At 66.0% G+C, this 23,453-nt stretch carries 22 protein-coding genes and 1 pseudogene; 13 read left to right on the top strand and 10 right to left on the bottom strand.

Features of this window, described 5'->3' with window-relative positions; genetic code table 11:
* Positions 1 to 97 precede the first annotated feature (97 nt).
* The 4 genes and pseudogenes from CXQ81_RS22145 to CXQ81_RS22130 all read left to right on the top strand — a co-directional run.
* A pseudogene (locus CXQ81_RS22145) lies at positions 98 to 319 on the top strand (benzoate/H(+) symporter BenE family transporter); the annotation flags it as partial.
* Between the two features lie 322 nt (positions 320 to 641).
* Positions 642 to 821, top strand: coding sequence for a hypothetical protein (locus tag CXQ81_RS31285; RefSeq protein WP_178081081.1), 180 nt, complete (start codon positions 642 to 644; stop codon positions 819 to 821).
* A gap of 243 nt (positions 822 to 1,064) precedes the next feature.
* Positions 1,065 to 2,150, top strand: coding sequence for a hypothetical protein (locus tag CXQ81_RS22135; RefSeq protein WP_007922856.1), 1,086 nt, complete (start codon positions 1,065 to 1,067; stop codon positions 2,148 to 2,150).
* Positions 2,151 to 2,285: 135 nt separating this feature from the next.
* The gene (locus CXQ81_RS22130) at positions 2,286 to 2,639 is read left to right on the top strand and encodes a DUF1428 domain-containing protein (RefSeq protein ID WP_053261957.1); all 354 of its coding nucleotides are present in this window, start codon (positions 2,286 to 2,288) and stop codon (positions 2,637 to 2,639) included.
* Between the two features lie 4 nt (positions 2,640 to 2,643).
* On the opposite strand, the gene CXQ81_RS22125 is transcribed toward CXQ81_RS22130, so the two are convergent.
* From CXQ81_RS22125 to CXQ81_RS22115, 3 genes are all read right to left on the bottom strand, one after another.
* Complete coding sequence (locus tag CXQ81_RS22125; RefSeq protein ID WP_101338560.1) at positions 2,644 to 3,183, bottom strand: phosphohydrolase; 540 nt, start codon at positions 3,181 to 3,183, stop codon at positions 2,644 to 2,646.
* A gap of 144 nt (positions 3,184 to 3,327) precedes the next feature.
* Complete coding sequence (locus CXQ81_RS22120) at positions 3,328 to 3,534, bottom strand: 4-oxalocrotonate tautomerase family protein (protein ID WP_007922853.1); 207 nt, start codon at positions 3,532 to 3,534, stop codon at positions 3,328 to 3,330.
* A gap of 67 nt (positions 3,535 to 3,601) precedes the next feature.
* A complete protein-coding gene (locus tag CXQ81_RS22115) occupies positions 3,602 to 4,348 on the bottom strand; it encodes an SDR family NAD(P)-dependent oxidoreductase (protein WP_101338559.1) in 747 nt (248 codons plus the stop codon).
* A 118-nt stretch (positions 4,349 to 4,466) separates the two neighbouring features.
* Here CXQ81_RS22115 and CXQ81_RS22110 point away from each other — a divergent pair, with 118 nt between their 5' ends.
* Positions 4,467 to 5,387, top strand: coding sequence for a LysR family transcriptional regulator (locus CXQ81_RS22110; RefSeq protein WP_101338558.1), 921 nt, complete (start codon positions 4,467 to 4,469; stop codon positions 5,385 to 5,387).
* Between the two features lie 159 nt (positions 5,388 to 5,546).
* Positions 5,547 to 5,996 carry a hypothetical protein gene (locus CXQ81_RS22105; protein ID WP_007922843.1) on the top strand — a complete coding sequence of 150 codons (450 nt, stop codon included), beginning with the start codon at positions 5,547 to 5,549 and terminating at the stop codon, positions 5,994 to 5,996.
* Between the two features lie 190 nt (positions 5,997 to 6,186).
* Here the strand turns inward: CXQ81_RS22105 and CXQ81_RS22100 are convergent, their stop codons facing one another.
* Entirely contained in the window at positions 6,187 to 7,233 is a 1,047-nt protein-coding gene (locus CXQ81_RS22100; protein ID WP_101338557.1) for a class I SAM-dependent methyltransferase, read from the bottom strand.
* Between the two features lie 389 nt (positions 7,234 to 7,622).
* Positions 7,623 to 8,474, bottom strand: a complete 852-nt coding sequence (locus CXQ81_RS22095) for a CAP domain-containing protein (RefSeq protein WP_007922840.1) — start codon at positions 8,472 to 8,474, stop codon at positions 7,623 to 7,625.
* A gap of 225 nt (positions 8,475 to 8,699) precedes the next feature.
* Between CXQ81_RS22095 and CXQ81_RS22090 the strand changes: the two genes are divergently transcribed.
* Together CXQ81_RS22090 and CXQ81_RS22085 are read left to right on the top strand one after the other, a co-directional pair.
* Complete coding sequence (locus tag CXQ81_RS22090) at positions 8,700 to 9,311, top strand: cell wall hydrolase (RefSeq protein WP_007922838.1); 612 nt, start codon at positions 8,700 to 8,702, stop codon at positions 9,309 to 9,311.
* A gap of 214 nt (positions 9,312 to 9,525) precedes the next feature.
* A complete protein-coding gene (locus CXQ81_RS22085; protein WP_101338556.1) occupies positions 9,526 to 10,212 on the top strand; it encodes a GNAT family N-acetyltransferase in 687 nt (228 codons plus the stop codon).
* Positions 10,213 to 10,224: 12 nt separating this feature from the next.
* Here the strand turns inward: CXQ81_RS22085 and CXQ81_RS22080 are convergent, their stop codons facing one another.
* Both CXQ81_RS22080 and CXQ81_RS22075 read right to left on the bottom strand, forming a co-directional pair.
* Positions 10,225 to 12,444, bottom strand: coding sequence for a DNA/RNA non-specific endonuclease (locus CXQ81_RS22080; protein ID WP_101338555.1), 2,220 nt, complete (start codon positions 12,442 to 12,444; stop codon positions 10,225 to 10,227).
* Between the two features lie 111 nt (positions 12,445 to 12,555).
* The gene (locus CXQ81_RS22075) at positions 12,556 to 13,416 is read right to left on the bottom strand and encodes a type 1 glutamine amidotransferase domain-containing protein (protein WP_101338554.1); all 861 of its coding nucleotides are present in this window, start codon (positions 13,414 to 13,416) and stop codon (positions 12,556 to 12,558) included.
* Between the two features lie 121 nt (positions 13,417 to 13,537).
* Between CXQ81_RS22075 and CXQ81_RS22070 the strand changes: the two genes are divergently transcribed.
* From CXQ81_RS22070 to CXQ81_RS22050, 5 genes are all read left to right on the top strand, one after another.
* The gene (locus tag CXQ81_RS22070; RefSeq protein WP_101338553.1) at positions 13,538 to 14,443 is read left to right on the top strand and encodes a LysR family transcriptional regulator; all 906 of its coding nucleotides are present in this window, start codon (positions 13,538 to 13,540) and stop codon (positions 14,441 to 14,443) included.
* 150 nt (positions 14,444 to 14,593) lie between these two features.
* On the top strand, positions 14,594 to 16,720 hold the full coding sequence (locus tag CXQ81_RS22065; protein WP_101338552.1) for a TonB-dependent siderophore receptor: 2,127 nt from the start codon (positions 14,594 to 14,596) through the stop codon (positions 16,718 to 16,720).
* A 303-nt stretch (positions 16,721 to 17,023) separates the two neighbouring features.
* Complete coding sequence (locus CXQ81_RS31635; protein ID WP_101338551.1) at positions 17,024 to 18,520, top strand: methyl-accepting chemotaxis protein; 1,497 nt, start codon at positions 17,024 to 17,026, stop codon at positions 18,518 to 18,520.
* A gap of 230 nt (positions 18,521 to 18,750) precedes the next feature.
* Positions 18,751 to 19,005, top strand: a complete 255-nt coding sequence (locus CXQ81_RS22055; RefSeq protein ID WP_101338550.1) for a bacteriocin immunity protein — start codon at positions 18,751 to 18,753, stop codon at positions 19,003 to 19,005.
* 7 nt (positions 19,006 to 19,012) lie between these two features.
* The gene (locus CXQ81_RS22050) at positions 19,013 to 19,273 is read left to right on the top strand and encodes a bacteriocin immunity protein (RefSeq protein WP_101338549.1); all 261 of its coding nucleotides are present in this window, start codon (positions 19,013 to 19,015) and stop codon (positions 19,271 to 19,273) included.
* 75 nt (positions 19,274 to 19,348) lie between these two features.
* On the opposite strand, the gene CXQ81_RS22045 is transcribed toward CXQ81_RS22050, so the two are convergent.
* The 3 genes from CXQ81_RS22045 to CXQ81_RS22035 are packed head-to-tail and all read right to left on the bottom strand — an operon-like array spanning position 19,349 to position 23,405.
* The gene (locus tag CXQ81_RS22045) at positions 19,349 to 20,644 is read right to left on the bottom strand and encodes a cytochrome c (RefSeq protein ID WP_101338548.1); all 1,296 of its coding nucleotides are present in this window, start codon (positions 20,642 to 20,644) and stop codon (positions 19,349 to 19,351) included.
* On the bottom strand, positions 20,641 to 22,935 hold the full coding sequence (locus tag CXQ81_RS22040) for a molybdopterin cofactor-binding domain-containing protein (RefSeq protein WP_101338547.1): 2,295 nt from the start codon (positions 22,933 to 22,935) through the stop codon (positions 20,641 to 20,643). Before CXQ81_RS22040 ends, CXQ81_RS22045 begins: the two co-directional genes overlap by 4 nt.
* On the bottom strand, positions 22,932 to 23,405 hold the full coding sequence (locus CXQ81_RS22035; protein WP_007922813.1) for a (2Fe-2S)-binding protein: 474 nt from the start codon (positions 23,403 to 23,405) through the stop codon (positions 22,932 to 22,934). Before CXQ81_RS22035 ends, CXQ81_RS22040 begins: the two co-directional genes overlap by 4 nt.
* Positions 23,406 to 23,453: the final 48 nt, after the last annotated feature.

The raw sequence follows: 23,453 nt of genomic DNA, 5'->3' as shown, positions 1-23,453 counted from the left end.
GGCGCCCAGGTGCCGGCACCGGTGGTTCAGTCATGCCATGCCTCAGGGCTTCGGGGCTTGCATGCAGCCGTTGATCGAGGATTTTTCATTGTCGGCGCTGGTGGCCTGGTTTATCGCCACGCTGATTTCCTATGCCGGGCCGCTGGTGATCATCTTCCAGGCGGCCCTGGCCGGGCTCGCCCTGTTCGCCACCATGGGAGGCGCCCTGAGCAGCGCCATGGCCGTGTCGCGGGATCGCGAGGCGGCGTTGATCACCTTCCTGGTGACGGCGTCGGGCATGTCGCTGTTCGGTTTGTCGGCGGCCTTCTGGGGCTGTTTGGCCTGGTGGCCCGTGGCGTGCTGACCCTGCGTTGTCCGCAGGGGTTACCGGTAGTGGGGGAGGCACAGGCGCGTAATTGACAGTGCCGCGGCATTGGCCATGTATCGAAAACCTTGCACAGGCCAATCACCTCCGGCACGGCCAGGGGCTGCGGGGGTGCCGTTCGCTGCTGCTGAAATAAGCGCGCAAGTCCCTGTAAAACTGTGGGTTTTTCGATACAACCCTTACCCATTCTTTACCTTCATGCGGTGCTCGATGTCGCACAAACGCTGTCTGAAACGACGAGAAACTTGTGGTTATCGTCCTGAAAGAGAGTGAAGCGATGATATTGAGTCGAGTTGCAAAAGTGGCGGTAGTGATCGCCTTGTTGTCGTCCCTGTCGGGCTGCTGGATGTTTTTCCCACCGGGTGGCGGCGGTGGCGGCGGTGGCGGGCATGGCGGCGGTGGCGGTGGCCCGCATGGCGGTTTTGGCGCAGGTCCCGGCGGTGGCGGTCCACGCTGACCACGACTGACCTGCTTCTGTACGAGCCAGGCTTGCCGGCGATCGAGGCGCCGCGGTGTATCAGGCCGGACGCCATCGCGGGTAAGCGGCTGGTCGGATACGCCGTCGCGAACCCCTTCTCGAGCCTGGGGCGCAAACCCCCAGCACCTATACTCAATCCAGGCATGGTCGTGTGGTATCCGGTTGAAGCCTGCCCCGTCGTGAGCGGGTGGCCGTGGTCGACGCTGTGCGAGGGTTGCCATCTTGTACCTGCGTGCGCTGATCGTCGTGATGCTGCTGGTGCTGGCCGGATGCGCCGCGACCCAGCGTGTCCGCGAGGTGGTGGCGCCGGTGGTGGTGCCGGCCAGCACCTGGCGCCAGGTGGACCGGGAGATCGCCGAGGCTTCGCAGCAGGCGGTGATCCAGGTCAAGGTCTTTGCTCGCGGCTCCATGGAGCACTGGCGGGTGCGGGTCTATGCCGTTACCGAGGAAACCTTCATCCCCTGGTTCAGCAGTTACTGGACCCAGGAATGGATGGCCATGAAAGTCAGTTGGTACAGCCTCACCGCCGGCGACGAGCAGGACGCGGCGGCGACGCGGCTGGCGGAGTACCTCAAGGAGCAGTATCAGGAGCAGGTGCTGGCACCGGTGGCGGTGGAGATCGACCCGGATGCGATTCTCAACCAGGCCACGGAGTTCTATATCGAGCTGCTGGACAAGCAGGTGCAGGTTATCGCCCAGCGTTATCGGTTGCCGGCCAGGCAACTCGATCAACGGCTCAATGGCATCCAGGCGATTCGCCTGGGGCCGCCGCCGGCGCGCGATGCGTCGTTGTATCAGGTGTTGCATGCCAAGCCCCTGACTACGCTGCCGGCCTACTCGGCGCTGTACCAGCAGATCCATAGCGCGCCGGCGGGCACTGGCGAGGTGTCGTCCGAGGCCGGGATTGTCTCGGTGGCCAGGCAGGCCAGCGAAAAATTCGAAGCGCAGATGGCCGGCCGTGGCATTGCCGGCGCCGCATCGGCAGTGGCCGGCAAGGTCGCCGGCGCGGTGATCTCCTTGGGCGCCGCGGGGTTTCGCGCGATTGCCCATGAGAGCGACCGGGCCGAAACTGAGGCGCAGATTCGCCAGAGCCTGGGCAAGGCGTTCGACCAGGCCTGGTTCAAGCTGTTGAACAACACCGGCAACGGGGTGATGGCCGGGGTGTATTACCTGGCCGGGCATATCGAGGGCGAACTGGGCCAAAGCGCGGTGCCGGAGCCCCCGCTGGAGACGGTGCCGGGCACTGTGCATCCGCCCGCGACGCCGGGCCTGAGTGCCCCGCAAACCGGTTGGCAGCCGGAGCCATGAAGCCCGTCGGTCGGTCGATTCAGGTTTTTTCGCGCCGACTTGTCGATTGTCGGCGATGCGGATCGACCAGTTCCCAGAGTGACCGACAGCAAGGTCGGGATCCGATGTTCAACCCCAATCAGCAGGAGCAGGATCATGTCTTATGTCGATGGTTGTGTACTGGCGGTACCCACCGCCAACCGCGAGGCCTTCAAGCAGCATGCGCAGGTCGCGGCGAAGGTGTTCAAGGAGTTCGGCGCCTTGAGCGTGGTCGATTGCTGGGGCGACGACGTGCCCGAGGGCAAGCTGACCTCGTTCCCCATGGCGGTCAAGCTCAAGGCGGACGAGACGGTGGTGTTCAGCTGGATCATCTGGCCGTCCCGTGAAATCCGCGACGCGGGCATGCAAAGAGCCATGGAAGACCCGCGGCTCAAGCCCGACGTCTGCCCGATGCCGTTCGACGGCCAGCGCATGATTTATGGCGGATTCACGATGCTGCTCAATGCCTGAGGCGTCACCAGCGAAACATCGGCAGCGGCCGCAGCGGCGTACGCAGCAACTGCCGGGCCGAAGCGCGTGCCAGCATCCAGTGAAACCCCTGGTCGGGGTAGCGTGCCTGCACCTCGCGGATAAACGGGCGGGGCAGGCCGAAGTTGAGCAAGCCCAGGGAGACGTCGATCGTGTCGGCCTGCCGGAACGCTTCGACGCTCGCGGCGCGGGCCTGGTGATAGGGGCGCAGTGTGTGATGCTGCTCGATCAGCGCGCTGACCTGCTCCGCCAGCCGTGACTCGCCGCGCTCGGCCAGAAAGGCCCGGGCCAGCTGGATCGACGGCGTCAGGTAGTCGAGGGTGCCGTGGGTCCAGATACCCAGGTCATGAAAGGCCGCGGCGATCTGCACCGCGCAGGACAGCGGCCGGTCCTGCGGATTGAGCGCGGTGTAGAAGCTCAGCACGCGATACACATGATTGCGATAGCCGGGCAGGTCCTTGCCGATCACCGTGGCGAAAGAGGCAAGGATCTGTTCGGTGAGCGGGCATTCGAGAACGACGTCCATGTGGTCTGCCCCGGGTCTGGAGGGGTGACAGTATAAGGCTCGGCGCAGGGCTTGAGGATGCGGGCGTCGCGGCGTATTCGGCAGGTCGCGGATCGATTCAACGCCAGGAACAAAGGGCGGACCCGATGCTGGCCCGCCCTTTGTTCATTGCGCCGTTCGCTGGCGGTATTCGGTGGTGGTCATGCCGGCGTAGCCCCAGTTGTCGGTGTCGACTTCCTCGATGACGATGTGGGTCAGTTCCGGGGCCTTGTTCAGCACCCGTTGCAGGGTTTCGGTGATCTCGCGGATGACCTGGGCTTTCTGTTCGCGGGTCACGCCGTCACGGGTGATGCGGACGTTGACGAAAGGCATGGCATTACTCCTGAGGAAAAGATTGGGGGGTGCAAGGGACGGGAGGCACGCGGGCCTCCCGCCGGGTTTACCATTTGCCGCTGCTCATGCCGCCGTCCACCGGCAGCACCACGCCGGTGGTGAAGCCGGCGCCGGACAGGTAGAGCACCGCGTCGGCGATTTCCTCGATGCGTCCGACCCGTCCGGCCGGTTGCAGGCCGTCGAGGAAGGCGCGGTGCGCCGGGTCGTGCATCGGCGTGTCGATGATCCCCGGGGCCACCGCGTTGACCTGGATATTGAACGGCGACAGCTCCAGGGCCAGGGCGCGGGTCATCTGGTTCACGCCGCCCTTGATCAGCACCGGCAACGCCGCCGGGACCGCCAGGTTCGGTTGCAGCGCGACGCTGGCGCTGATGTTGATGATGCGGCCCCGGCGCCGTTCGATCATGTGCCGCGCGGCGGCCTGGGAGGCGTAGACCACACCCTTGAGGTTGGTCTCCAGCAGGCTTTCCAGCTCCTCGGGGCTGTAGTCGATAAACGCCTTGGGCAGGAAGAAGCCGGCGTTGTTGACCAGCACATCGACCTGGCCGAAGCGGTCGATGGCGCGTTCGACCAGTTGCATGGCGGTGGCCGGGTCGGCAATGTCGCCTTCGACCCCGAGAAAATGCTCGCTGTGGCCCAGGGTTTCGGCCGCCGCGGCCAGCCGCTGTGCCGAGCGGGCATTGCCGACCACGTTGTAGCCGCGGGCCAGGTAGGCCTGGGCCAGGCCGAGGCCGATGCCGCTGGAGGCGCCGGTGATGATGACGGTGCTGTTGTGGTTCAGGGTGTGGCTCATGGGGATAGTCCTGTTTTGCGGTGAGAGTGGTTCCAGCGCTGTTGGGCAGAACTATATTTGTGTGCGGAATGCTGATAAACAGCGCTTCAGGTACTTCACTTGATACATGGTGTAATCAATGACTCGGCAATTCGACGACGTGCTGCTGGGCAGCATCGAGCTGTTCTGCATGGCGGCGGAGATCGGCAGCTTTACCGGCGCGGCGCTGGCGGCCGGGGTCACGCCGGCGGCGGTCAGCCGCTCGGTGTCGCGCCTGGAAGAACGGCTCGGCGTCCGCCTGTTCGTGCGCACCACCCGCAGCATCCGCCTGACCGACGGCGGGCGTGACTATCACCAGCAATGCCGCAGCGCGCTGAACCAGATGCTCGAAGCCGAGCGCCAGTTGACCGGGCAGCAGCTGGCGCCTTCCGGCACCTTGCGCATCAGCCTGCCGACCACCTACGGCCATCTGCGGATCCTGCCGCTGCTGCCGGAGTTTCGCCGGCGCTACCCGCAGATGCGGGTGGAGGTCAACCTGAGCAACCGCAATATCGATTTCGTCGAAGGGGGCTACGACATGGCGATCCGGGTGCGCGCGCAGCCGGATTCCGGGCTGGTCGCGCGGTTGCTGGAGGACGCCGAACTGGTGGTGTTCGCCGCCCCGGATTACCTGGCGCGGGCCGGTACCCCGCAGCGGCTCGACGACCTGGCGCAGCACGAGTGCATCCAGTTCGAGCTGCCCAGCAGCGGCCGGCGCATCGCCTGGCTGTTCAACGGCGCCGATGGCCCCTGCGAAGTGCTCGCCGAGGGGGCCTACGTGTGTTCGGAAGACCTACAGGGGGGCGTGATCTTGGCCAGGCACGGCGCCGGCCTGTTCCAGACCTACCGTTTCATGGTCGAGCGCGAGCTGGCCGAGGGTTCCCTGGTGGAGGTGCTGCAGCCTTACGGCGGCCGTTCGCGGCCCTTCAGCCTGCTGTATCCCCACAACCGGCACGTGCCGTTGCGTCTGCGCGCCTTTATCGATTTCCTGCTGGAGAAACAGCCGGGCTGGAAGACCTGAAGCAGGGATGGGCAGCCCGGGATGGATTGGTTAGTATGGCGGCCGGGCTTCCTGGGCGCCCACCTCGCGAAAGCGCAAGCACCTTCAATTTCCGCAAGCAGCACGCTTGCATACCCCCTCCGGGCCAATAGCGAGCAGGCCGATTCTCTTGGAGTTGGTATGCCTATCCAGAAATCCGTTCCCCGTTCACCCGCCAGTCAGGCCGCCAGCCTGGTACTGCGCGAAGCCAAACGCCTGCATCGCACTGCAACCAGTGGTTCGCTGGCCGGCGCCTTGCCGATCCTGCGGCGCTTGCTGGCGAGCAACAGTTTGCCTGGCCTGTCGTTGCCCGAGCTGTATCGGCAGCGCGACAAGGTGCAGCGCAAACACCTGTTGCGCACCCTGGCCAGCGAGGCCGGTTTTGCCAGTTGGGAGACCTACCGCCAGGTTCTCGACGAGCTGGCGCCCGAGCAGTTGCAGCATTTTGAACTGGTCTACCGCCAGGCGGGCCATCTCAACTGCTGGTTCTCGTCGCCGGACGAGGCCCGGGAGTATGTGGCCCATCATGGCGGGCGGCTGTTGTGCGTAGGGCAACAGGCGGTGGTGCTGGTGGATCTGCCGGCGGCGTAAGACAGGCACGGCACCCGGGATTTCCCCGAGTGCCGTTTTTTCATTGGCATGCGGCACCTGCGTGTCCCCGTAGGAGCGAGGCTTGCCCGCGATGGCGCCCTCCCTGAGCCACCGCGGCGCCCCGATCGCCGGCAAGTCGGATCGCCGCCCGCTGGCTCCTGCAGGATCGCATCGCTCGCACGATCCTCCTTCATTTACGTGCCTCGAGAATCAGGTTGAACGGCGTCTCCGCGGCCCGGCGGAACTGGCTGAAGCCGGCTTCGCTGAAGACCTGGCGCAGGCGCGCTTCGCCGGCCTGGGCACCGAGCCCCAGGCCGACTTCCTGGGACAGCGAGTTGGGCGTGCAGATAAAGGTCGAGGCGGCATAGAACAGCCGGCCGACCGGGGTGATGTTCTGGTCCAGTTTATCGTTGGCGAACGGCTCGACCAGCAGCACGCTGCCGTCGTCTTTCAGCGCCTGGAAGGCATATTGCGCGGCGCCCACCGGGTCGCCCATGTCGTGCAGGCAGTCGAAGAAGCAGATCAGGTCGTAGTCGTTGCCGGGGTAGGTCTTGGCGCTGGCCTGGGAGAACTGCACGCGGCCGGTCACCCCGGCTTCCTCGGCCCGTTGCGTCGCGGTGGCGATGGAGGGCTGGTGGTAGTCGAAGCCGAAAAACTGCGAGGCGGGATAGGCCTGGGCCATGATCACTGTCGAGGCGCCATGCCCGCATCCGACGTCCGCCACCTTGGCCCCGGCCTGGAGTTTTTCCACCACGCCGTCCAGGGCCGGCAGCCACTCGGCCACCAGGTGCGCCCTATAGCCGGGGCGGAAGAAGCGCTCGGTGCCGCTGAACATGCACGGATGGTGGTCGCCCCAGGCCAGGGCGCCGTCGCCGCGCATCGCCGCCAGCAGTTTGTCCTTGTCGTGAAACAGCGCAGAGACCACCACGGCGCCACCGGCCACGTACACCGGCGAGTCCTCGACGGCCAGCGCCAGGGCCTGCTCTTCCGGCAGGCGGAACTGGCCGCCCTGGTGTTCCATGTAGCCGGACGCGGCATGGGCACTCAGCCATTCGCGCAGCAGCCGCGCGTTGCAGCCGGTCTTGGCGGCCAGCGCCTCGGGGCTGACGAAGCGACTGTCGGCCATGGCCCGGTACAGGCCCAGTTCTTCGCCGACAATCATATTGGCGAGCATCGCCGCGCCGCCCATGTCTGACACCAGCTTGCCCATGAAATCGTTGAGCTTGGCTTCGTCCATGGCCTGGTCCTCCGCTGTGAGGGTCACTGCCGCCGACGGCCCGGCAGTGGCCGGATGGAGATACGCGGCGTGCGCGGGGAGGCCATGTCCCGGCGCTGCCGAATGAGCGGGCCTGGCAGGGCCGGCCCGTGTTCTGAAGAGCTGACGCACGCCTCCCGCGGGGGACGGGGTGCGTGCCTACCGTTCAGGCAGATGAGGCTGGCCATCGGGCCTGGGCGTCGAACCCGTGGCGGCAGGCGAGGCTGCGCGTGGGTTCCGGGACGCCCGGAGCAAGCGATTGCTGGTCGGTAGATGAGTCAGTTTAGTTGCCCGGCGGGGGCGTCGCGGGGTTGGCCGATGAGGGGGCGGGGCGCCGCTGACGGCGCCCCGGGGCAAGGTCGGTCAGGCCGTCAAGGCGTGCCGAACATCGCGGTCCAGTAGATGCCGGCATCGCTTTTCGGATCGACCGCATAGGACGCGCCCAGCTCGCGATACTGCGGGTTCATCAGGTTGGCGCAATGGCCCGGGCTGGCCAGCCAGCCATCGACCACCTTGCGCACGCTGTCCTGGCCGGCGGCGATGTTCTCGCCGATCTGCTGGCCGGCATAACCCGCCAGTTCGGCGCGGTCGCCGGGGGTGCGACCGTCGCGGTCCTTGTGATCGAAGAAGTTGTGATTGGCCATGTCCCGGGTATGGTCCTGGGCCGCGCTGGCCAGGGTGGCGTTCCAGGCCAGCGGGGTGGCGGCGGCGAAGATCTGGTTGCCGCACTGGCGCGGCTGCGCGCGGGCGCTATTGAGGGTTTCCAGGAGCTTCTGGCCCTCGGCCTGCCAGTCGCCGAGGCGTGCGGTCAACAGTGGCCGGGCGAGGACGATGCGCCATTCCTGGCCGGTGCGGCTGACACCGATATCGACGAACTGCGGGTCCAGCACCACCTGGCAGAAACTTTCCTGCACCGCCTTCATGGCCGCCTGGGCATTGCGCGGTCCGGACAGGCTGATGGCCTGCACATTGACCATCGGGTAGGCACTGCTGGCCAGGGCCTGTTGCAGATTGCCGATGCTGTTGGCCGGCAGCACCAGGCGCGGGTCGGCGGCCAGCGGCGGCAGTTCCTGGGACACCTGGCCGGCGCAGCGCTGGACCTGGCTGCGGTAGCTATTGATCGATGTCACCAGTTGCGTCTCGTCGCTCGCCACGGCAGCGGTGGCGAAGGCCATGCTCAGCGACAACAGGGTCAGCGGCAGAACGGAGGATAGGCAGCGCATGGAGGTCTCCCTTGAGCGAATTGCGCCCATGATGCGCGATTTTGCCCCGTTCGGCGCAAGGTCTTTTTGCCGAAAACCGGCGCCGTTATCCGTCCTTGCCGTTGCTGGCGCGGTGCAGGTTACGGGCGGACGGCGGCGAACTACACTCAAGTCCAGTCGCTGCCAGCCGGCAGGCTGGCGGCGGCTTTTCCGTGCCCGGATCGGGTTTTTGGCGAAGGTACGAGCATGCGCCCGACAGCGATTGCCGGCGGTTTTCTGATCCTCCTGTGCGGGGGGCTGGCAATGGCCGCGGGTGAAACAGCGGACCCCGAAGTGGCGCAGGACAAGGCCCAGGTCCTGGAACAGAAAGCCGCGGACCAGCAGCCGGCGCCACGCGGCGAAACCATTACCCCTCCCGAGGCCCAGGCGGTGGACCCGGCGGGCGCCGCGCCGCTGGACGACGCCATTACTTGCCTGGCGCGGTCCATCTACTGGGAAGCCAAGGGCGGGGCCGCCGCCGACATGGAAGCCGTGGCCAGCGTGGTGCTCAACCGGCTCGGCCATGAGGGGTTTCCCGATACGGTGTGCGCGGTGGTCAAGCAGGGGTCGGAGCAGCGCGCCTGTCAGTTTTCCTGGTGGTGCGACGGGCGTGCGGATCAGGTGAAGGAAGATGAGCCCTACATCGCGGCCAAGGAAATCGCGCGCAAGGCGCTCAACCAGCAACTCGCGGACCGCACCCACGGCGCCCTGTATTTCCATGACCGGCGCGTGCGGCCCGATTGGGCCAGGCAATACCGCAAGACCGCCGAGACCGGCAAGTTCCTGTTCTACAAGCCACGAGGCGACAGCGCCCGTTAGCCCCGCGTGGCCCTGTAGGAGCGAGGCTTGCCCGCGATGGCGTCATTCCTGACACACCGCGGCGCCTGGATCGCCGGCAAGTCGGATCGCCGCCCGCAGGCTCCTACAGAGGCAGATCGCGGTACGGCCTTGGCGCGACAACGGGTTATCATGCCGGCCCGCCGCCGACGCCTGCTGTCCCAGGCGTGCCTCAACCTTTGGAGCCCACCGCGCAATGCCGATCATCAGCCACTTCCAGACCCCGTGCCCGGAAGCCGTCAACAGCCAGATCCTGCAAATGGTGGTCGACTACCTGACCGACATCAGCGCGGTAGCGATCCCGCCCAGCAACCTGCTGTACAACATCTACCAGTACGCCATCGGCTTTGAGGTGCATCTGTATCTGCAGGCCCTGGACGGCTCCCGGGGCATCGCTGTGGAACTGCTGGTGGCCACTGACGAGGACGACCCGCAGCAGGTGCTGGGTTTTGTGCTGTACCTGCCGGTCAAGGACGATCCCGAGGCGTGCGGCGTGGCCTATATGGCGGTGCGTGCCAGCCATCGCCGGCAGGGGATCGCGCGGGCGCTGCTGGCACGGATGCGCGAGCGCTACCCCCATGCCGAACTGACCTGCGCGGTGGGCAAGGTGGCCTGGTTCGAAGCGCTGGGTTTCCAGGTGCTGGGCATGCGTGGCCCGCAGGTGCTGATGAATACCCGCGATCACGCTACCGACGGTTTGATGGGCCTGCTGGACACGGCGCCGATCTATCGCTCGCTGGAGGTACGGCAGATCCACAGCTACCTGCTGCAAAAGCATGGCAAGCGGGCAATGCTCGATGCCGAAAAACAGCGTGACCGCCACCTCGACCAGATGACCCGCAACGCCCAGGCCCTGGTCCGCGAGCGCCTGGGGCAGGGCTGAAGCCGCCCGGTTTCACCTGCCAGGTTTCAGCCGCAAGACTCCTGGTACCGGGCGGTCAGGCTGCTTGTACTGGTCGGCGGCCATGATCGACGGCGTCAGGGAAATCCCCGTGAGCAGGCAGATGGCCGTGAGCGGCACCTTCTGCTTCTGGAAGGTGTTGGCCAGGTCCTGGACGGCTTCCTTGACGTTGAGGCCGAACTCCTTGATGACCTCGCTCTGATCGAACAGGAATCCGTAGGCCAGCAGTTCCGGGGTGCGCGATTCGTCCTTGGGCACTATGACGATTTTCCAGAAGCGGGTCGGGTAGCGCACCGGGCCCTTGCCGAAGTCCTGTTCCACGCAGGAGGTCTGGTCCAGTACCGGGCCGGCGAAGATGATCGCCTGGCCGCCGCCCGTTTCGATCTGCTCGGCCAGCTCGTTTTCGAAGTAACCCCAGACCCCTTTGCGATTGCGGTATTCGGCACCGTCGGGCGATTCCTGGTTGAACAGCTCGTGCTGCGGCGTGCAGTTGGTCCAGTGGTAGGTGTCGGCGTTGGCGTACTCGGTATCGAGCCCCGGCTGCCCCCAGCAGCTGTCTTCGCGGCGCACGATATGGCCACGATCGAAGTTGCCGGCCGGCCCGTAGATATCGCCGTTGGTGAGCTGGTAGCGGCTCGGCACCCGGCGGTCGAGGCGCCAGCTTTCGCCACCGTACTTCTTGCGCGCGCGGGTATCGCCACGGACCTCGGGCCGGTAGTCGACATTGCAGGCGGTCCACATCGGCATGCGGTAATCCTTGTTCATCACCAGCGAATAGTGGTGGTAGGGCAGGGCCAGCGGCGCCTCGTCATCCAGGCCGGCAAGCGGCACTGGCGGTACGTTGCGGGCCGAGGCGAAGTGTTCGCGGTAGTCGCCGACCCGGTAGAGCTGGGCCAGCCGCATGCCCTCGATAGCGGGCGGCGGGACGGGCACCCCAAGAAAATCCGGGTCGTAGCCTTTGCGGGCGGCGTAGTCGAGGTCGAAGGTCAGGGTCTTTTCCAGCGCCGCGGCTGCCGGAGCCGGCGCGGCAGGCACCGGCTCGGCAGGCGCCAGGTTGAGGATGGGCATGACGCTGGCCGGGCTGTCCGCGGCGTGGCTGACGATGTTGATGGTGGTGGGGCCGGAGATATGAAAGATGTTCTGCGACATATCGGGCGCTCCTGGGCGGTGTGGCGCCGCGGGCAGGGTTTCGTTGGTGCTGAGCACGGCTAGCGGGTCGGGGGTCAGCTCCATGAGCTGGGCCAGCAGCTCGGCCGGCCTGCCACTCAGTTGCAGGGCCTTGAGCGCGCCAATGATGCTGCTGACCCGGGTGCCCTCGTTGGCCACCCAGTCCACCGTGCTTTCCTCGTCCCCTTCGGGGTTCCAGATGCTGTGGTCGGTCTTGAGGATGTTGCCGGCTTCGTCGGTCCTGGGGATGCCGCAGTGGTGCAAGGCGATCAGCTCCCAGTTGTCGCTGAACACCGGGGAGCCGGAAGCGCCTTCGGCGGTGTCGGTTTCGTAATGCAGGAAGCCCTGGTCGAGGATGTCCAGCAGCCGGTTGTGGGTGGTGGCGTACTGGCGCGGGCCGCCATCGGGGTGCTGGATGATGTTCATCGGCCGGCCACGCAGGGTCTTGCCGGTGGCTTCGATCAGGCGGATGCAGCCGTAGTCCGACAGCGCCTCGCCGCGTGAGCCCTGCGTGGAGATGGCCACCAGGCAGAAGTCCAGCGCCTCGTCGGCGAAGTAGAACTGGTCCGGCTGCAGGTTGAAGTAGGTGCCTTCGTTGATGCCGCGCTCCTGCCTTTCGTAGAGAAAGTTGGCGGCGCAATCCACGGCATCCACATACCGGGGGAATACATGCTGGTTGGTCAGCAACAGGCTGGGCGAGACCAGGAAACCGGTAGCGAAACCCTCGACCACCGTGCCCGGGCGTGGCGCATTGACCAACCGCGCCACCGGCCTTGCCGCCTGGCGGGCGGCCTCGCTGGGGGCGTAGAAGGTCGGGTCCCAGGTGCCGATCCGGCGTTCCAGCCCGGCCCGGGTCAACAGGGCACGGGCGTTCTCGCGGGCGATCCACTTGGCCAATTGCTGCGGTGAGTCGCCGGCGCCCGGGCCCAGTTCGCGGATGCGCGACTGCGATTCGCTGCGTGCTCCGGCCTGCTGGTTCCAGCGTTGCAGGGCTTTGGCCATGTTGCTTCGGCGGGCAGTGGCAACGGCATCTGGCGTCTTGCTCATGGGCAGCTCCTGGCGAGTACGGGATTCCTTTCAGGCTAGCCATTTGAGCGTAGACAACCAGCGCGCTGGCAGACGGCTGGCGGCATGCCGGCTCGTCGGATCCACCGGCCTTTACGCGCCTTTGCCGGCACGCTCCTGCAAGCGTTCCAACAACACCTTGGCCACGCCCTGGGCCGAGCCTGGGTTCTGCCCGGTCACCAGCTCGCGGTCGATCACCACGTTCTCGCTCCATGGCGAGCGGTTGCTGCGGTACAGGCCGCCGGCCTGTTCCAGGGCGGTTTGCGGGTAGAAGCGCATGGCGCCGCCGCCCAGCAGGCCCTTGGCCAATTCCTCTTCCTGGTTGCTGATCACCGTGAACCGGTAGCCGGCGTAGATCCAGCCCGGGGCGCTGGCCTTGCCGCCGCTGGCCAGTTGCCGGGTGAAGTCCTGCGCCTGGGGCAGGGTTGACAGCAGGGCGATCGGGCCGTGGCAGACCAGGGCGGTGGTTTTGTTGTTCTGATGGAAATTGCTCAGCAGCCGGCCCAGCTCGGGGCTGTGCAGCAGGTCCTGCATCGGCGCGTGGCCGCCGGGCACGTACAGCGCATCGAAATGCTCGTAGCCGATCTGCTCGACCCGGGCCAGGCTGATCACCGGCGATTCGCCGGGGGAGGTGATTTTCAACTGGTCGAGCAGCGCCTGGTGCGCCTGCAGCGCGGCGACATCGTTGTTGAAATACATCTTGTCGGTGGACGAGCGGTCCAGGGTCGGGGCCTTGCCCTGCGGGGTGGCGAAGGTCACCGAGTGGCCGGCGTCGAGCAGCTGTTTGACCGGCTGCATCAGTTCGTTGAGGTAGAAGCCGGTGGCAAACACCTTGCCGTCCTTGAGGTCGAGGTGGTCGGCGTCCGAGAGCACCACCAGGACGTTTGCGGCCCGGGCATTGAAGGTGGCGGCGGTGATGCTCATGGCAAGAGCGAGGGTACTGAGTGGGCGCATGTGGGTTTCCAGGGTGTGAGGTCAGGGAGCCGGCGGTGGCCGACGGGTGATTCACTGTATTCATGCCTTTGTGGGCGATAAACTCGCGCCACTGGAAATCACTTGTTCCCTGGAGATAAAGGTGAGCCGTCGATTCGATTATCTGGCTGACGTCGAGGTGTTCGTCAGCGTGGTGGAAAAGGGCTCGTTGAGCGCTGGCGCGGTAGCCTTGGGCACCACGCCTTCAGTGGTCAGCCGGGCGATTTCCCGGCTGGAGGCGCGCCTGGGCGTGCAGTTGCTACGGCGTACCACCAGACGCCTGAGCCTGACCGAAGCCGGCCTGTTGTACCTGGAACAGTCGCGGGCGGCGTTCGAGCTGATCGACGGCGCGGAGCGCAGCATCCAGGGCCAGGACGGCGAGCTGAACGGGCGGGTGCGCCTGAGCGTGCCGACCACCTATGGCCATTACCGGCTGCCGGCGCTGCTCGGCGGCTTTGCCCGGCACTACCCGCAGGTGCGCATCGAGCTGAGCATCAGCAACCGCAATGTCGACCTGGTGGCCGAGGGTTACGACCTGGCGATCCGCCTCGGGCCACTGCCCGACAGCGGCCTGGTCGGGCGCAAGCTGGAGGACGCGCCGCTGTGCCTGGTGGCGTCCCCCGACTACCTGCGCCGCGCCGGCACGCCACGGCGCCTGGAGGACCTGGCGGCCCATGCCTGCCTGCCGTTCATCATGCCCAGCAGCGGGCGGGTCGCTGCCTGGCTGCTGCGCGAGCAGGGGCGGGACCTGGAGTGGACGCCCCAGGCGAATATCCAGGTGGCCGACGATGTGCTGGGCATCGTGTCCCTGGCCGAACACGGCATGGGCATTTGCCAGACCTACGAGTTCATCGTCCGCGAGCGGATCGCCAGCGGCCGCCTGGTGGAACTGCTGCCGCAGGCGGGCGGACGTTCGCGGCCTTTCTCGGTGATCTACCCGCCGCACCGCCAGCTGTCGGCGGCGGCGCGGGCCCTGATCGATCACCTGACCCAGGCCGTGGCGCAGTGACAGGCCGACTGGCCATCAGTCCCGCCGTTGCTCGGGAGAAGGATTAAAAAAGCGCCAACTCCCGTGGGGTAGGGGATTTACTGAGAATCAGGCGCTGATTACAATGATAATCATTGCTATTCATGTCCTTCCCTCCCTTGAGTGCACACCTTGAAGTCATCCTGTCCGCGTGCCCGCCGTAAAACCCTGATCAAACGCCTGTTACCGACACTGTCCTGCTGTCTGGTCGCCAGCCCGCTGTGGGCCCAGGAGGCGGTCGAACTGCCGACCACCGATATCCAGGCCGATCGCCTCAGCCAGGACACCGGCTACACCACCTCGCAAGCCAGCACGGCGAGCAAAAGCAATGTGCCGATCAAGGAGGAGGCGCAGTCGATCAACGTGGTGACCCAGCAGACCCTGGCCGACTATCAGGTGCGCTCGCTGAGCGACGCCATGAAGTTCGTCAGCGGCGTCAGCCAGGGCAACACCCTGGGCGGCTCCCGGGACTCGCTGGTCAAGCGCGGTTTCGGCACCAACGACGACGGCTCGATCCTGCGCGATGGCGTGCGTTCCAACCTGGGGCAGAACTTCAGCGCCACCACCGAGCGGGTCGAAGTGCTCAAGGGCCCGGCGTCGATGCTCTACGGCGCCCTGGAACCCGGCGGTCTGGTGAACATCATCAGCAAGCAGCCGCAGTATTCCCAGAGCACCACCCTCAGCGGCTCGGCCTACAGCGAGGGTGGCGGCAGCATGGCCCTGGACACCACCGGGCCGCTGGGCGATACCGGTCTGGCCTACCGCCTGATCGCCGAGCGCGGCCATGAGGACTACTGGCGCAACTACGGAGTCAACGAGCACACCCTGGTGGCGCCGTCGCTGACTTGGACTGGCGAGCGGGCCAGCCTGACCCTGAACTACGAATACAACGACTACTCCAGCCCCTTCGACCGCGGCACCGTGTTCACCAACGGGCACCCGGCGGACATCGACTACGACAAGCGCCTGGACGAACGCTGGGCGAAAAGCGTGGGCATTCGCGAAGTGGCCAGCGCGCGCTTCGAGTACCAGTTGAGCGACGCCTGGAAAACCCGCGTCACCTACGGCTGGAACAACGACCGCTACAGCCTGTCGATCGCCCAGCCCAACAGCCTGACCGGCAACACCCTGCGCCGGGCCGCCAACGGCGCCCACTACGACGACGAAACCCGCTACGCCAGCTGGGACTTCATCGGCCAGCAGGAGCTGTTCGGCCAGCGCCACGACCTGCTGGTGGGCGTCGACAGCGAGCACTCCGACCAGTACCGCGGCAAGACCTACCGCAACACCGCCCAGGGCGGTTTCAACATCACCGCGCCGGTCTACGGCAATCTGGCCGAGCCGAGCCTGGTCAGCACCGCCCAGAGCAACCTGCGCAACCAGCTGACTTCGAGCTCGCTGTACTTCAAGGACAACTGGCATTTAAGTGAACAGTGGATCCTGGTCTTCGGTGGCCGCCAGCAGCATTACGACCAGTACAGCGACCAGGGCCTGGGCAAGAGCTACAAGGTCAACCGCGACAGCAACGGCGACACCTTCGTGCCGTTCCTCGGCCTGGTGTTCAAGGCCACCGACAGCCTGTCGCTGTACGGCAACTACAGCCGTTCGTTCAAACCCAACACCGATGTCGACGACACCGGTAAGACCTTCGATCCGGAAGAGGGCCGCAGCTACGAGGTGGGGGCCAAGTACGATCCGCTGCCGGGCCTGAACATCAACCTGGCGCTGTACGACATCGAGAAGAAGAACGTGGTGACCACTACCACGGTCAATGGCGTGAGCCTTTCGGAAGCCGCCGGCAAGGTCGGCTCCCAGGGCGTGGAACTGGACGTCACCGGGCGCATCGCCGAGCGTTGGGACCTGATCGGCACCTACGCCTACAACCACACGGAAATCCTCGACGACCCGAGCAACGAAGGCCATCGCCTGGCCAACGCTCCGAAGCACACCGCCAGCCTGTACCTCAGTCATCACCTGAACGTACCTGCGGAATTCGGTGCCTGGCATGCGGGCGGCGGCGCCCGTTATGTCGGCGAGCGCGCGGCCAACAACGCCAACGATTTCTGGCTCAGCAGCTACACCGTGGCCGATGCCTTCGTGCGCTGGGAGTCGCCGCTGTTCGGCTACCAGACCAGTTTGCAGTTCAACGTCGACAACCTGTTCGACAAGCAGTACTACCCGTCGTCCACCGGCAGCCAGCTGCAGGTCAACGTCGGCGAGCCACGCACCGCACGCCTGAGCGCCAGCGTGACCTTCTGACCACCACCGGACCGCTGCGCGTCGCCCTGCGGGGTGGCGCGTCGGCGGGATCCGTCTCACCGCTGTCGCTCTTCCCCCGTCCATTGCGCCCTTCATGGCATTCCCGCCAATCTCCCGACTTTGCCCACTCGCGGCCCGACTCCCCGCGGCCCGGCGTCAAGAAAGCCCTGGCCCGGTCGATAGTTGAAAGGCGAATTGGGCTATTTGCCACTATCGTTGCTGACTGAACCGTTCGCCGAAGGCGGTCATTCCGTTTTGCCCTCTGCCGTTTTTCTTCCCGCCCCGTACATGGAGTAAGAGTGCATGGCTTTCCCCCCACGTTTTCTCGAGTATTACCGCAAAGCCGACCGCATCATGATGGGCCTGATCTGGCTGATGTTCGCCTATGCGCTGGGCCTGGCGTTCTGGCACGACACCTTCACCCAGGCGCTGCTGGTGGGCGGTGGCACCACCCTGGTCCTGAGCCTGCTGTACCGCGCCATCAGCGGCACGCGTCTGATGCGCTGCTGCATCGCCATCGGCTTCATGCTCATGGCGGCGCTGCACATCAACCAGGCCAAGGGATTGATCGAAGCGCACTTCGGTATTTTTGTGCTGCTGGCGGTGCTGACCTTCTATCGCGACTGGCTGCCGATCCTGCTGGCAGCGGTGACCATCGCCCTGCATCACGTGCTGTTCCATGTGCTGCAGCACCAAGGGTTTCCTGTCTACGTCATGGCCCATCACGGCGGTTTCGGCATGGTGGCGGTGCACGCCTTCTATGTGGTGGTGGAGACGGTGATCCTGCTGTACCTGGCCCTGCACAGCCATGCCGACGCAGTGGAGAGCCAGGACATGCTGGACAAGATGCTCGCCGCCACCTCCCAGCTGACCGTCGAGGTTCATCAGGGCGAAAGCGCCAAGGCGCATGTGTCGCTGGCCCAGCGTTTCGACCACTTCATGCAGCAGATCACCGCCCTGGTGGATGGCGTGGTGCGCGACACCCACGGCTTGCGCGAACTGGGCCAGGACCTGGCGAAAACCAGCCAGACCCTGGAGCAGGGCGCCCAGCACCAGTTGACGGAAATCACCCAGATGACCGGCTCCATGCAGCGCATGGGCGATGCCATGGGCGACATCGCGGTGCACGTCGAGCAGGCGGTCGAGCGCGCCGGCCAGGCCAGCGCGCAAATCAGCCGCGGCCAGCAGAGCGTCGATCGTGCCCAGGCGGAAATCACCCAGTTGGCGTCACGCATCAACGGCACCAATGACACCGTGCAACGGCTGGCGGAGCAGGCGCAGCAGATCGGCAACGTGCTGGAAGTGATCGGCAGCATCGCCGCCCAGACCAACCTGCTGGCCCTCAACGCCGCCATCGAGGCCGCCCGCGCAGGCGAAGCCGGCCGCGGTTTCGCCGTGGTCGCCGATGAGGTGCGCAACCTGGCCCAGCGCACCGCGCTGTCCACCCAGGAAATCAAGACCATCATCGAAGCCCTGCAACAGGGCAGCCGACAGGCCGCCGAAGCCATGCACGACAGCCACGAAGGCGCCCAGCGCTGCGTCGAAGACAGCCGCCAGGCCTCCGCGATGTTCCAGGCCGTCGGCGCCGACATCTCCCATATCGACCAACTCAACGGCCGCATCGTCAGCACCACCCGCGAACAGTCCAGCGCCAGCCTCGACATCGTCGGCCGCCTGCACTCGGTCCAGGCCATCGCCCAGAACACCGCCGACGACATGGGCAGCCTGGCCCTGAGCAGCCAGCGCCTGCCACCGATCGCGATTCGGTTGGAAGCGTTGGGGCAGACGTTTCACAAGTAACGGGGGAGGGACGCCTGCTTGCCGATAGGCAGCGGGCGCCATCACTGCTGCTGGTTCGCAGGCCCTGACCGGAATCCGGACTACAGGTCATTCAGACCGGTCAACGTCAATCTCAGAGTTCTCCAAGTTTCCAAGGGCGAGCCGTTTCGCCAACTTGAGATATCGACAACCTGAGTGTCGTTACACCGAAACATCACATCGACATTCACGGAGATGGATGACGTTTATCAATGAAGAACAACATCACTGACTTTACCGAAGACGAATTTGTCAGCTATCTGAAAGAACTGCTCACCGCTAACAAGACCGCAACCGACGATGTACTTGACGACCTTCTAGAGAAGTTCTGCGAGATTACCGGTCATCCAGACGGCACCGATTTGATTTACTACCCGGAGGACGGTTCAAGGGGAACCGCTGAAGACATCACGCGCGTTGTGAAAGCATGGCGTGCCGCGCATGGTTTGCCGGGCTTCAAGGGTTAAGGTGCTTATGAAAAACAACTTCTCTGATTACACAGAGTCCGAGTTCATCAAGCTTTTGGAGGAGCTTCGTAGAGCAGACGAGGAAGATGAAACAGACGCTCGTGCGGACGTGCTTTTGTTGCACTTCAAGAAAGTCAGCCAGCACCCGGCAGGCTCCGACCTCATCTACTACCCCGAAGAGGGTGCAGATAACTCGCCCGAAGGTGTCACGCAAATTGTAAAAGCATGGCGTGCCGCGCATGGTTTGCCGGGCTTCAAGGCGGGATGACTTAGCTGGTTGAGCACCAAGTAGAAACGAAAAAAAGCCCCGCTCATGCGGGGCTTTTTCATGGCCGGGAACGGCTCAGCCGGGTGGCAGGCTGGCGCGGATGTGGCCGACGCGTTGTTTCACGCCTTGCCACGGCGCCTGGCCTGCCAGGTCCTGGCGCAGGAAGCCCAGCAGGTCGGCGATCTGCTGGTCGTCGAGGCTGTGGCGGAACGCGGGCATGTAGCCCAGTTCCGGGTTGGCCGGCTGGGCGATGCCTTCGAGGATCACGCGGATCGCGTTGTCGGGGCTGTCGGCGTAGAGGTTGCTGTTGAGGGCCAGGGAAGGGCGCACGCCGGTCAGGGTCGGGCCTTTTTCCTGGGCGTGGCAGGCCATGCAGGCCCCCGAGAACAGGCGGGCGCCGGGGGAGCCTAGGGGTTCGGTGCGTTGCTCGGCCTGGTGGTTCAGGGTGGCGGCGCTGGCTTGCGTGGCGCTGGCCGGCTGCAGGCTGGACAGGTAATGGGCGATGGCCTGCAGGTCGGCGTCCGGCAGTTGCGCCAGGCCTTCGTGGATCACCGGCGCCATCGGGCCGGCGGCGACGCCGTGGCGCGGGCTGTAGCCGTGGCGCAGGAAGTCCAGCAGGTCCTGCTCGGTCCAGGCCAGCGGCGCATTGCCGCCGGCCAGGGCATGGGCGCTCCAGTCTTCGGCGATGCCGCCGCTGAGGTGGAGGGCACCGCCGCGTTCGCCGAACAGCGGGTCGCGGGGCGAGTGGCAGGCGCTGCAATGTCCCAGGCCCTCGCTCAGGTAGGCGCCACGGTTCCACTGGGCGCTGCGCCCGGGATCGTCGGCCATGGCGCCGGGCCTGAGGTAGAGCCAGTTCCAGGCGAGGATGCCCGGGCGGATATTGAAGGGGAAATGCAGGTCGGTCGGCGGTGGCTGGTGGCGGACCGGCGGCTGGCTCATCAGGTAGGCGTAGAGCGCCTTGAGGTCTTCGTCGCGGGTCTTGGTGAAGGCGGTGTAGGGGAACGCCGGGTACAGGTAACGCCCGTTGCGGTCGATGCCGTGGCGCATGGCGCGCTCGAAGGCCGGATAGGACCAGCTGCCGATCCCCGTCTCGGGATCGGGGGTGATGTTGGTGCTGTACAGGGTGCCGAACGGGATGCGCATGGCCAGGCCACCCGCGTTGCGTGCCCCGCCCGGCGCGGTATGGCAGACCGCGCAATCGCCCACGGCTGCCAGTTGCTCGCCCCGGGCGACTTGCTCATGGCTGAAGTACTGGGTGTCGTGATTGTCCAGCGGCGCGATAGCCGGCTGCCAGCTGAGAAAGGCGCCTGCGGTGGCGACCAGGCTCAAGGCGGTCAGGCTCCAGCCGGCGATGCTCTTGAGTTTGCTCATGGGCGGGCCTCCTGGCCAGGGCGGTCAGTCTCGGGAGCTCGCTGCAAGGCTTGCAACACCCGCTCCGGGGTAAAGGGCACTTGCCGCAGGCGCACGCCGACTGCGTCGAAGATCGCGTTGGCGATGGCCGCCGCGCTGGGTACCGAGGCCGACTCGCCGGCGCCCATGGACGGTTCTTCCGGGCGGTCCAGCAGCTGCACATCCACCTCGGGCAATTCGTCGAAGCGCAGGATCGGATAGCCGCCCCATTCCAGGGAGGTGCTGCCGGAGCGGTCGAAGCTGACGTATTCCTTGAGCACCCGGCTGCACGACTGGACGATATTGCCGTGCACCTGGTGACGCACGCCGGCCGGGTTGACCATGCGCCCGCAGTCGTGGCTGACGAAGATCTTGTCCAGGCGAATCTGCCCGGTGCGCCGGTTGACGCTCAGGTCGCAGACCCACGCGGCCCAGGCGGCGCCGAAGCCGGGGAACTTGCTGTGGAAATACCGGGCATAGGCAAAACCCCGGCCCTTGGCCCATTCCTGCGAGGCCGGCGCCGGGTAGCGGTGGGCGCTGCCGTCCTGCCAGCCGGCCTGTTTTTTCAGCGCCTCGATCAGCGCCAGGGCCCGCGGGTCGTCCAGGTAGCGCAGGCGGAAGGCGATCGGGTCCTGCTGGGCGATGTAGGCCAGCTCGTCGATCCAGGATTCGTGGGCGAAGACATTGGGCAGCGCGGAGACCCCGCGCATCCACGAGGCGCGAACGATCGGCGTGGCGTCCTGGCAGACGATGCGCATCTGCGGGAAGCGGTATTGCGGGATCGCCGTGCGGTCGCCCATCTGCTGGATGTCGGGGCGGTTGGCGACGGTGCCGGTGAGCAACAGCGCCAGGGTCCGGGCGTTGTTCGAGGGGTAGCAGGTCTTCAATTCGTAGGCGGCCACTTCGCGTTTGCCGTCGAGGCCACCGCGGACCTGCATCAGCTGCGCGGTGCCCTTGGGTTCCCAGCCGGCCTCCTGCTCGCGCATCAGTTGCACCCGTACCGGCCGCCCGACCGCCTGGGAGAGCAGGGCGGCGTCGGCGGCCACGTCGTCGGCGCAGTTGCGTCCGTAACAGCCCGAGGCCTCCATGCGGTTGATCTGCACCTGTTGCGGCGCGCGCCCCAGCAGCAGGGCGATGTCCTTGCGCAGGTCATGGGGGTTCTGGCTGCCGGTCCAGACCTCGGCGCGCTCGGCGTCGATCATCGCCACCGCGCAGGACGGGCCGATGGAGGCATGCAGGTGGTAGGGCCAGACATAGTCGACATCGAGCGGGCTGTTGAGCGTGCCCAGGCTGCTGTCGATACCGGGATCGTCACGCAGCACGCGGTCCTGCTTGGGGTGGGCCTGGAGCGTTTCACGCAGGATGTCCGGCCGCAGGTCGGGCAGCGCGTCCCAGGGTTTCCACTGGACCTTGAGCTGGCGCATGGCGTCGATGGCCTGCTCCTCGCGCTCGGTGACGATGCCGACAAAGTCACCGATCACCACCAGTCTGACGATGCCCGGCAAGTGCGCGATGGACGCTGCGTCCACCGCGATCAGTGCGTGGCCCAAGGGCGCGCTGGCGTCGGCGCCGGGGTAGGGCGGGCGTACCACGCGGCCGTGGAGCATGCCGTCCAGGCGCAGGTCGTGGACATAGGTCAGTTGGCCGGTGACCTTGGCCGGGATGTCCACGCGCGGGGTGGACTGGCCGACATAGCGACCGGCGCCGACCGCCTTGAGTTTGACGCGCGGGTCCAGGGGCAGGTGCAGGTCCTGCCCGCGGGCCAGTTCGGCGTAGCTCAGGCGCCGTTTGGGGCGCGCACTGGCGTAGATCTGCCCGCGCTCGACCCGCAACCCGGCAATCGGCTGGTCGAGGATTTCCGCTGCGCCTTCCAGCAGCCACTGGCGCAACTGGGCGGCGGCCTGGCGCAGGGGCAGGGCGCTGACCTGCAGGGTCGCGCTGGCGATGGTCGGGCCCTGGTCCGGGGTGCTGGCGGTGTCGCCGAGAATCATCCGCACCTGTTCGAAATCGACATCCAGTTCGTCGGCGACGATCTGTGCCAGCGCGGTGCGTACCCCGGTGCCGAGATCGACATGACCGCAGAACGCGGTGACGTGGCCGTCGGCGTCCAGGGCGATGAAGCTGTCGATGTGGTCCGGCGTCGGGTCCGCTGGCAATGCGCCCGAGTTAAGAATCTCGGCCGTGGCCAGCAGGGGTTTGGGCAGCAGGGTGCTGATCATGATCAGGCCGCCGGCCTGGAGCAGGCGGCGACGGGTCAACGGCAGGTCGTTCATGGCCGCCCCCGCTCTGCCAGCAGCTGGCGGGCTCGTGCCGCCGCTTGCAGGATCTCGAAGTGCGCGCCGCAGCGGCAGAGGTTGTAGGCCAGTTCGTTCTTGATCCGCTGCTCGTCGGCCTCGGGTTCGCGCTCGAACAGCGCCACCAGGGTCATGATCATGCCGTTGCTGCAATAGCCGCATTGCGCGGCCTGCTCATCGATGAACGCCTGTTGCACCGGGTGCAGGCGCTCTTCCTGCACCAGGCCTTCCAGGGTGGTGACGTGTTTGCCTTGCACGCTGGACAGCGGCAGGGTGCAGGAGCGGGCGGCGATGCCGTCCACCAGCACCGTGCAGGCGCCGCATTGGCCCAGGCCGCAGCCGTACTTGGGGCCATTGAGGCCGAAGTCGTTGCGCAGGGCATACAGCAAGGGAGTGTTCGGCGGCAGCTGATCCAGTAAAAGGCGGCGGCCGTTGAGGGTAAAAGTCATGGCAGCTGGGGTCCTGTGGGTGAGTGGCGTGGCGCGTTGAGAACGCGG

Origin of the sequence: Pseudomonas sp. 09C 129 (assembly GCF_002843625.1) — a bacterium.
Taxonomy (GTDB): domain Bacteria; phylum Pseudomonadota; class Gammaproteobacteria; order Pseudomonadales; family Pseudomonadaceae; genus Aquipseudomonas; species Aquipseudomonas chlororaphis.
Note: the sequence above shows the minus strand (reverse complement) of the source record. Positions and strands in the feature narration are given on the sequence as shown.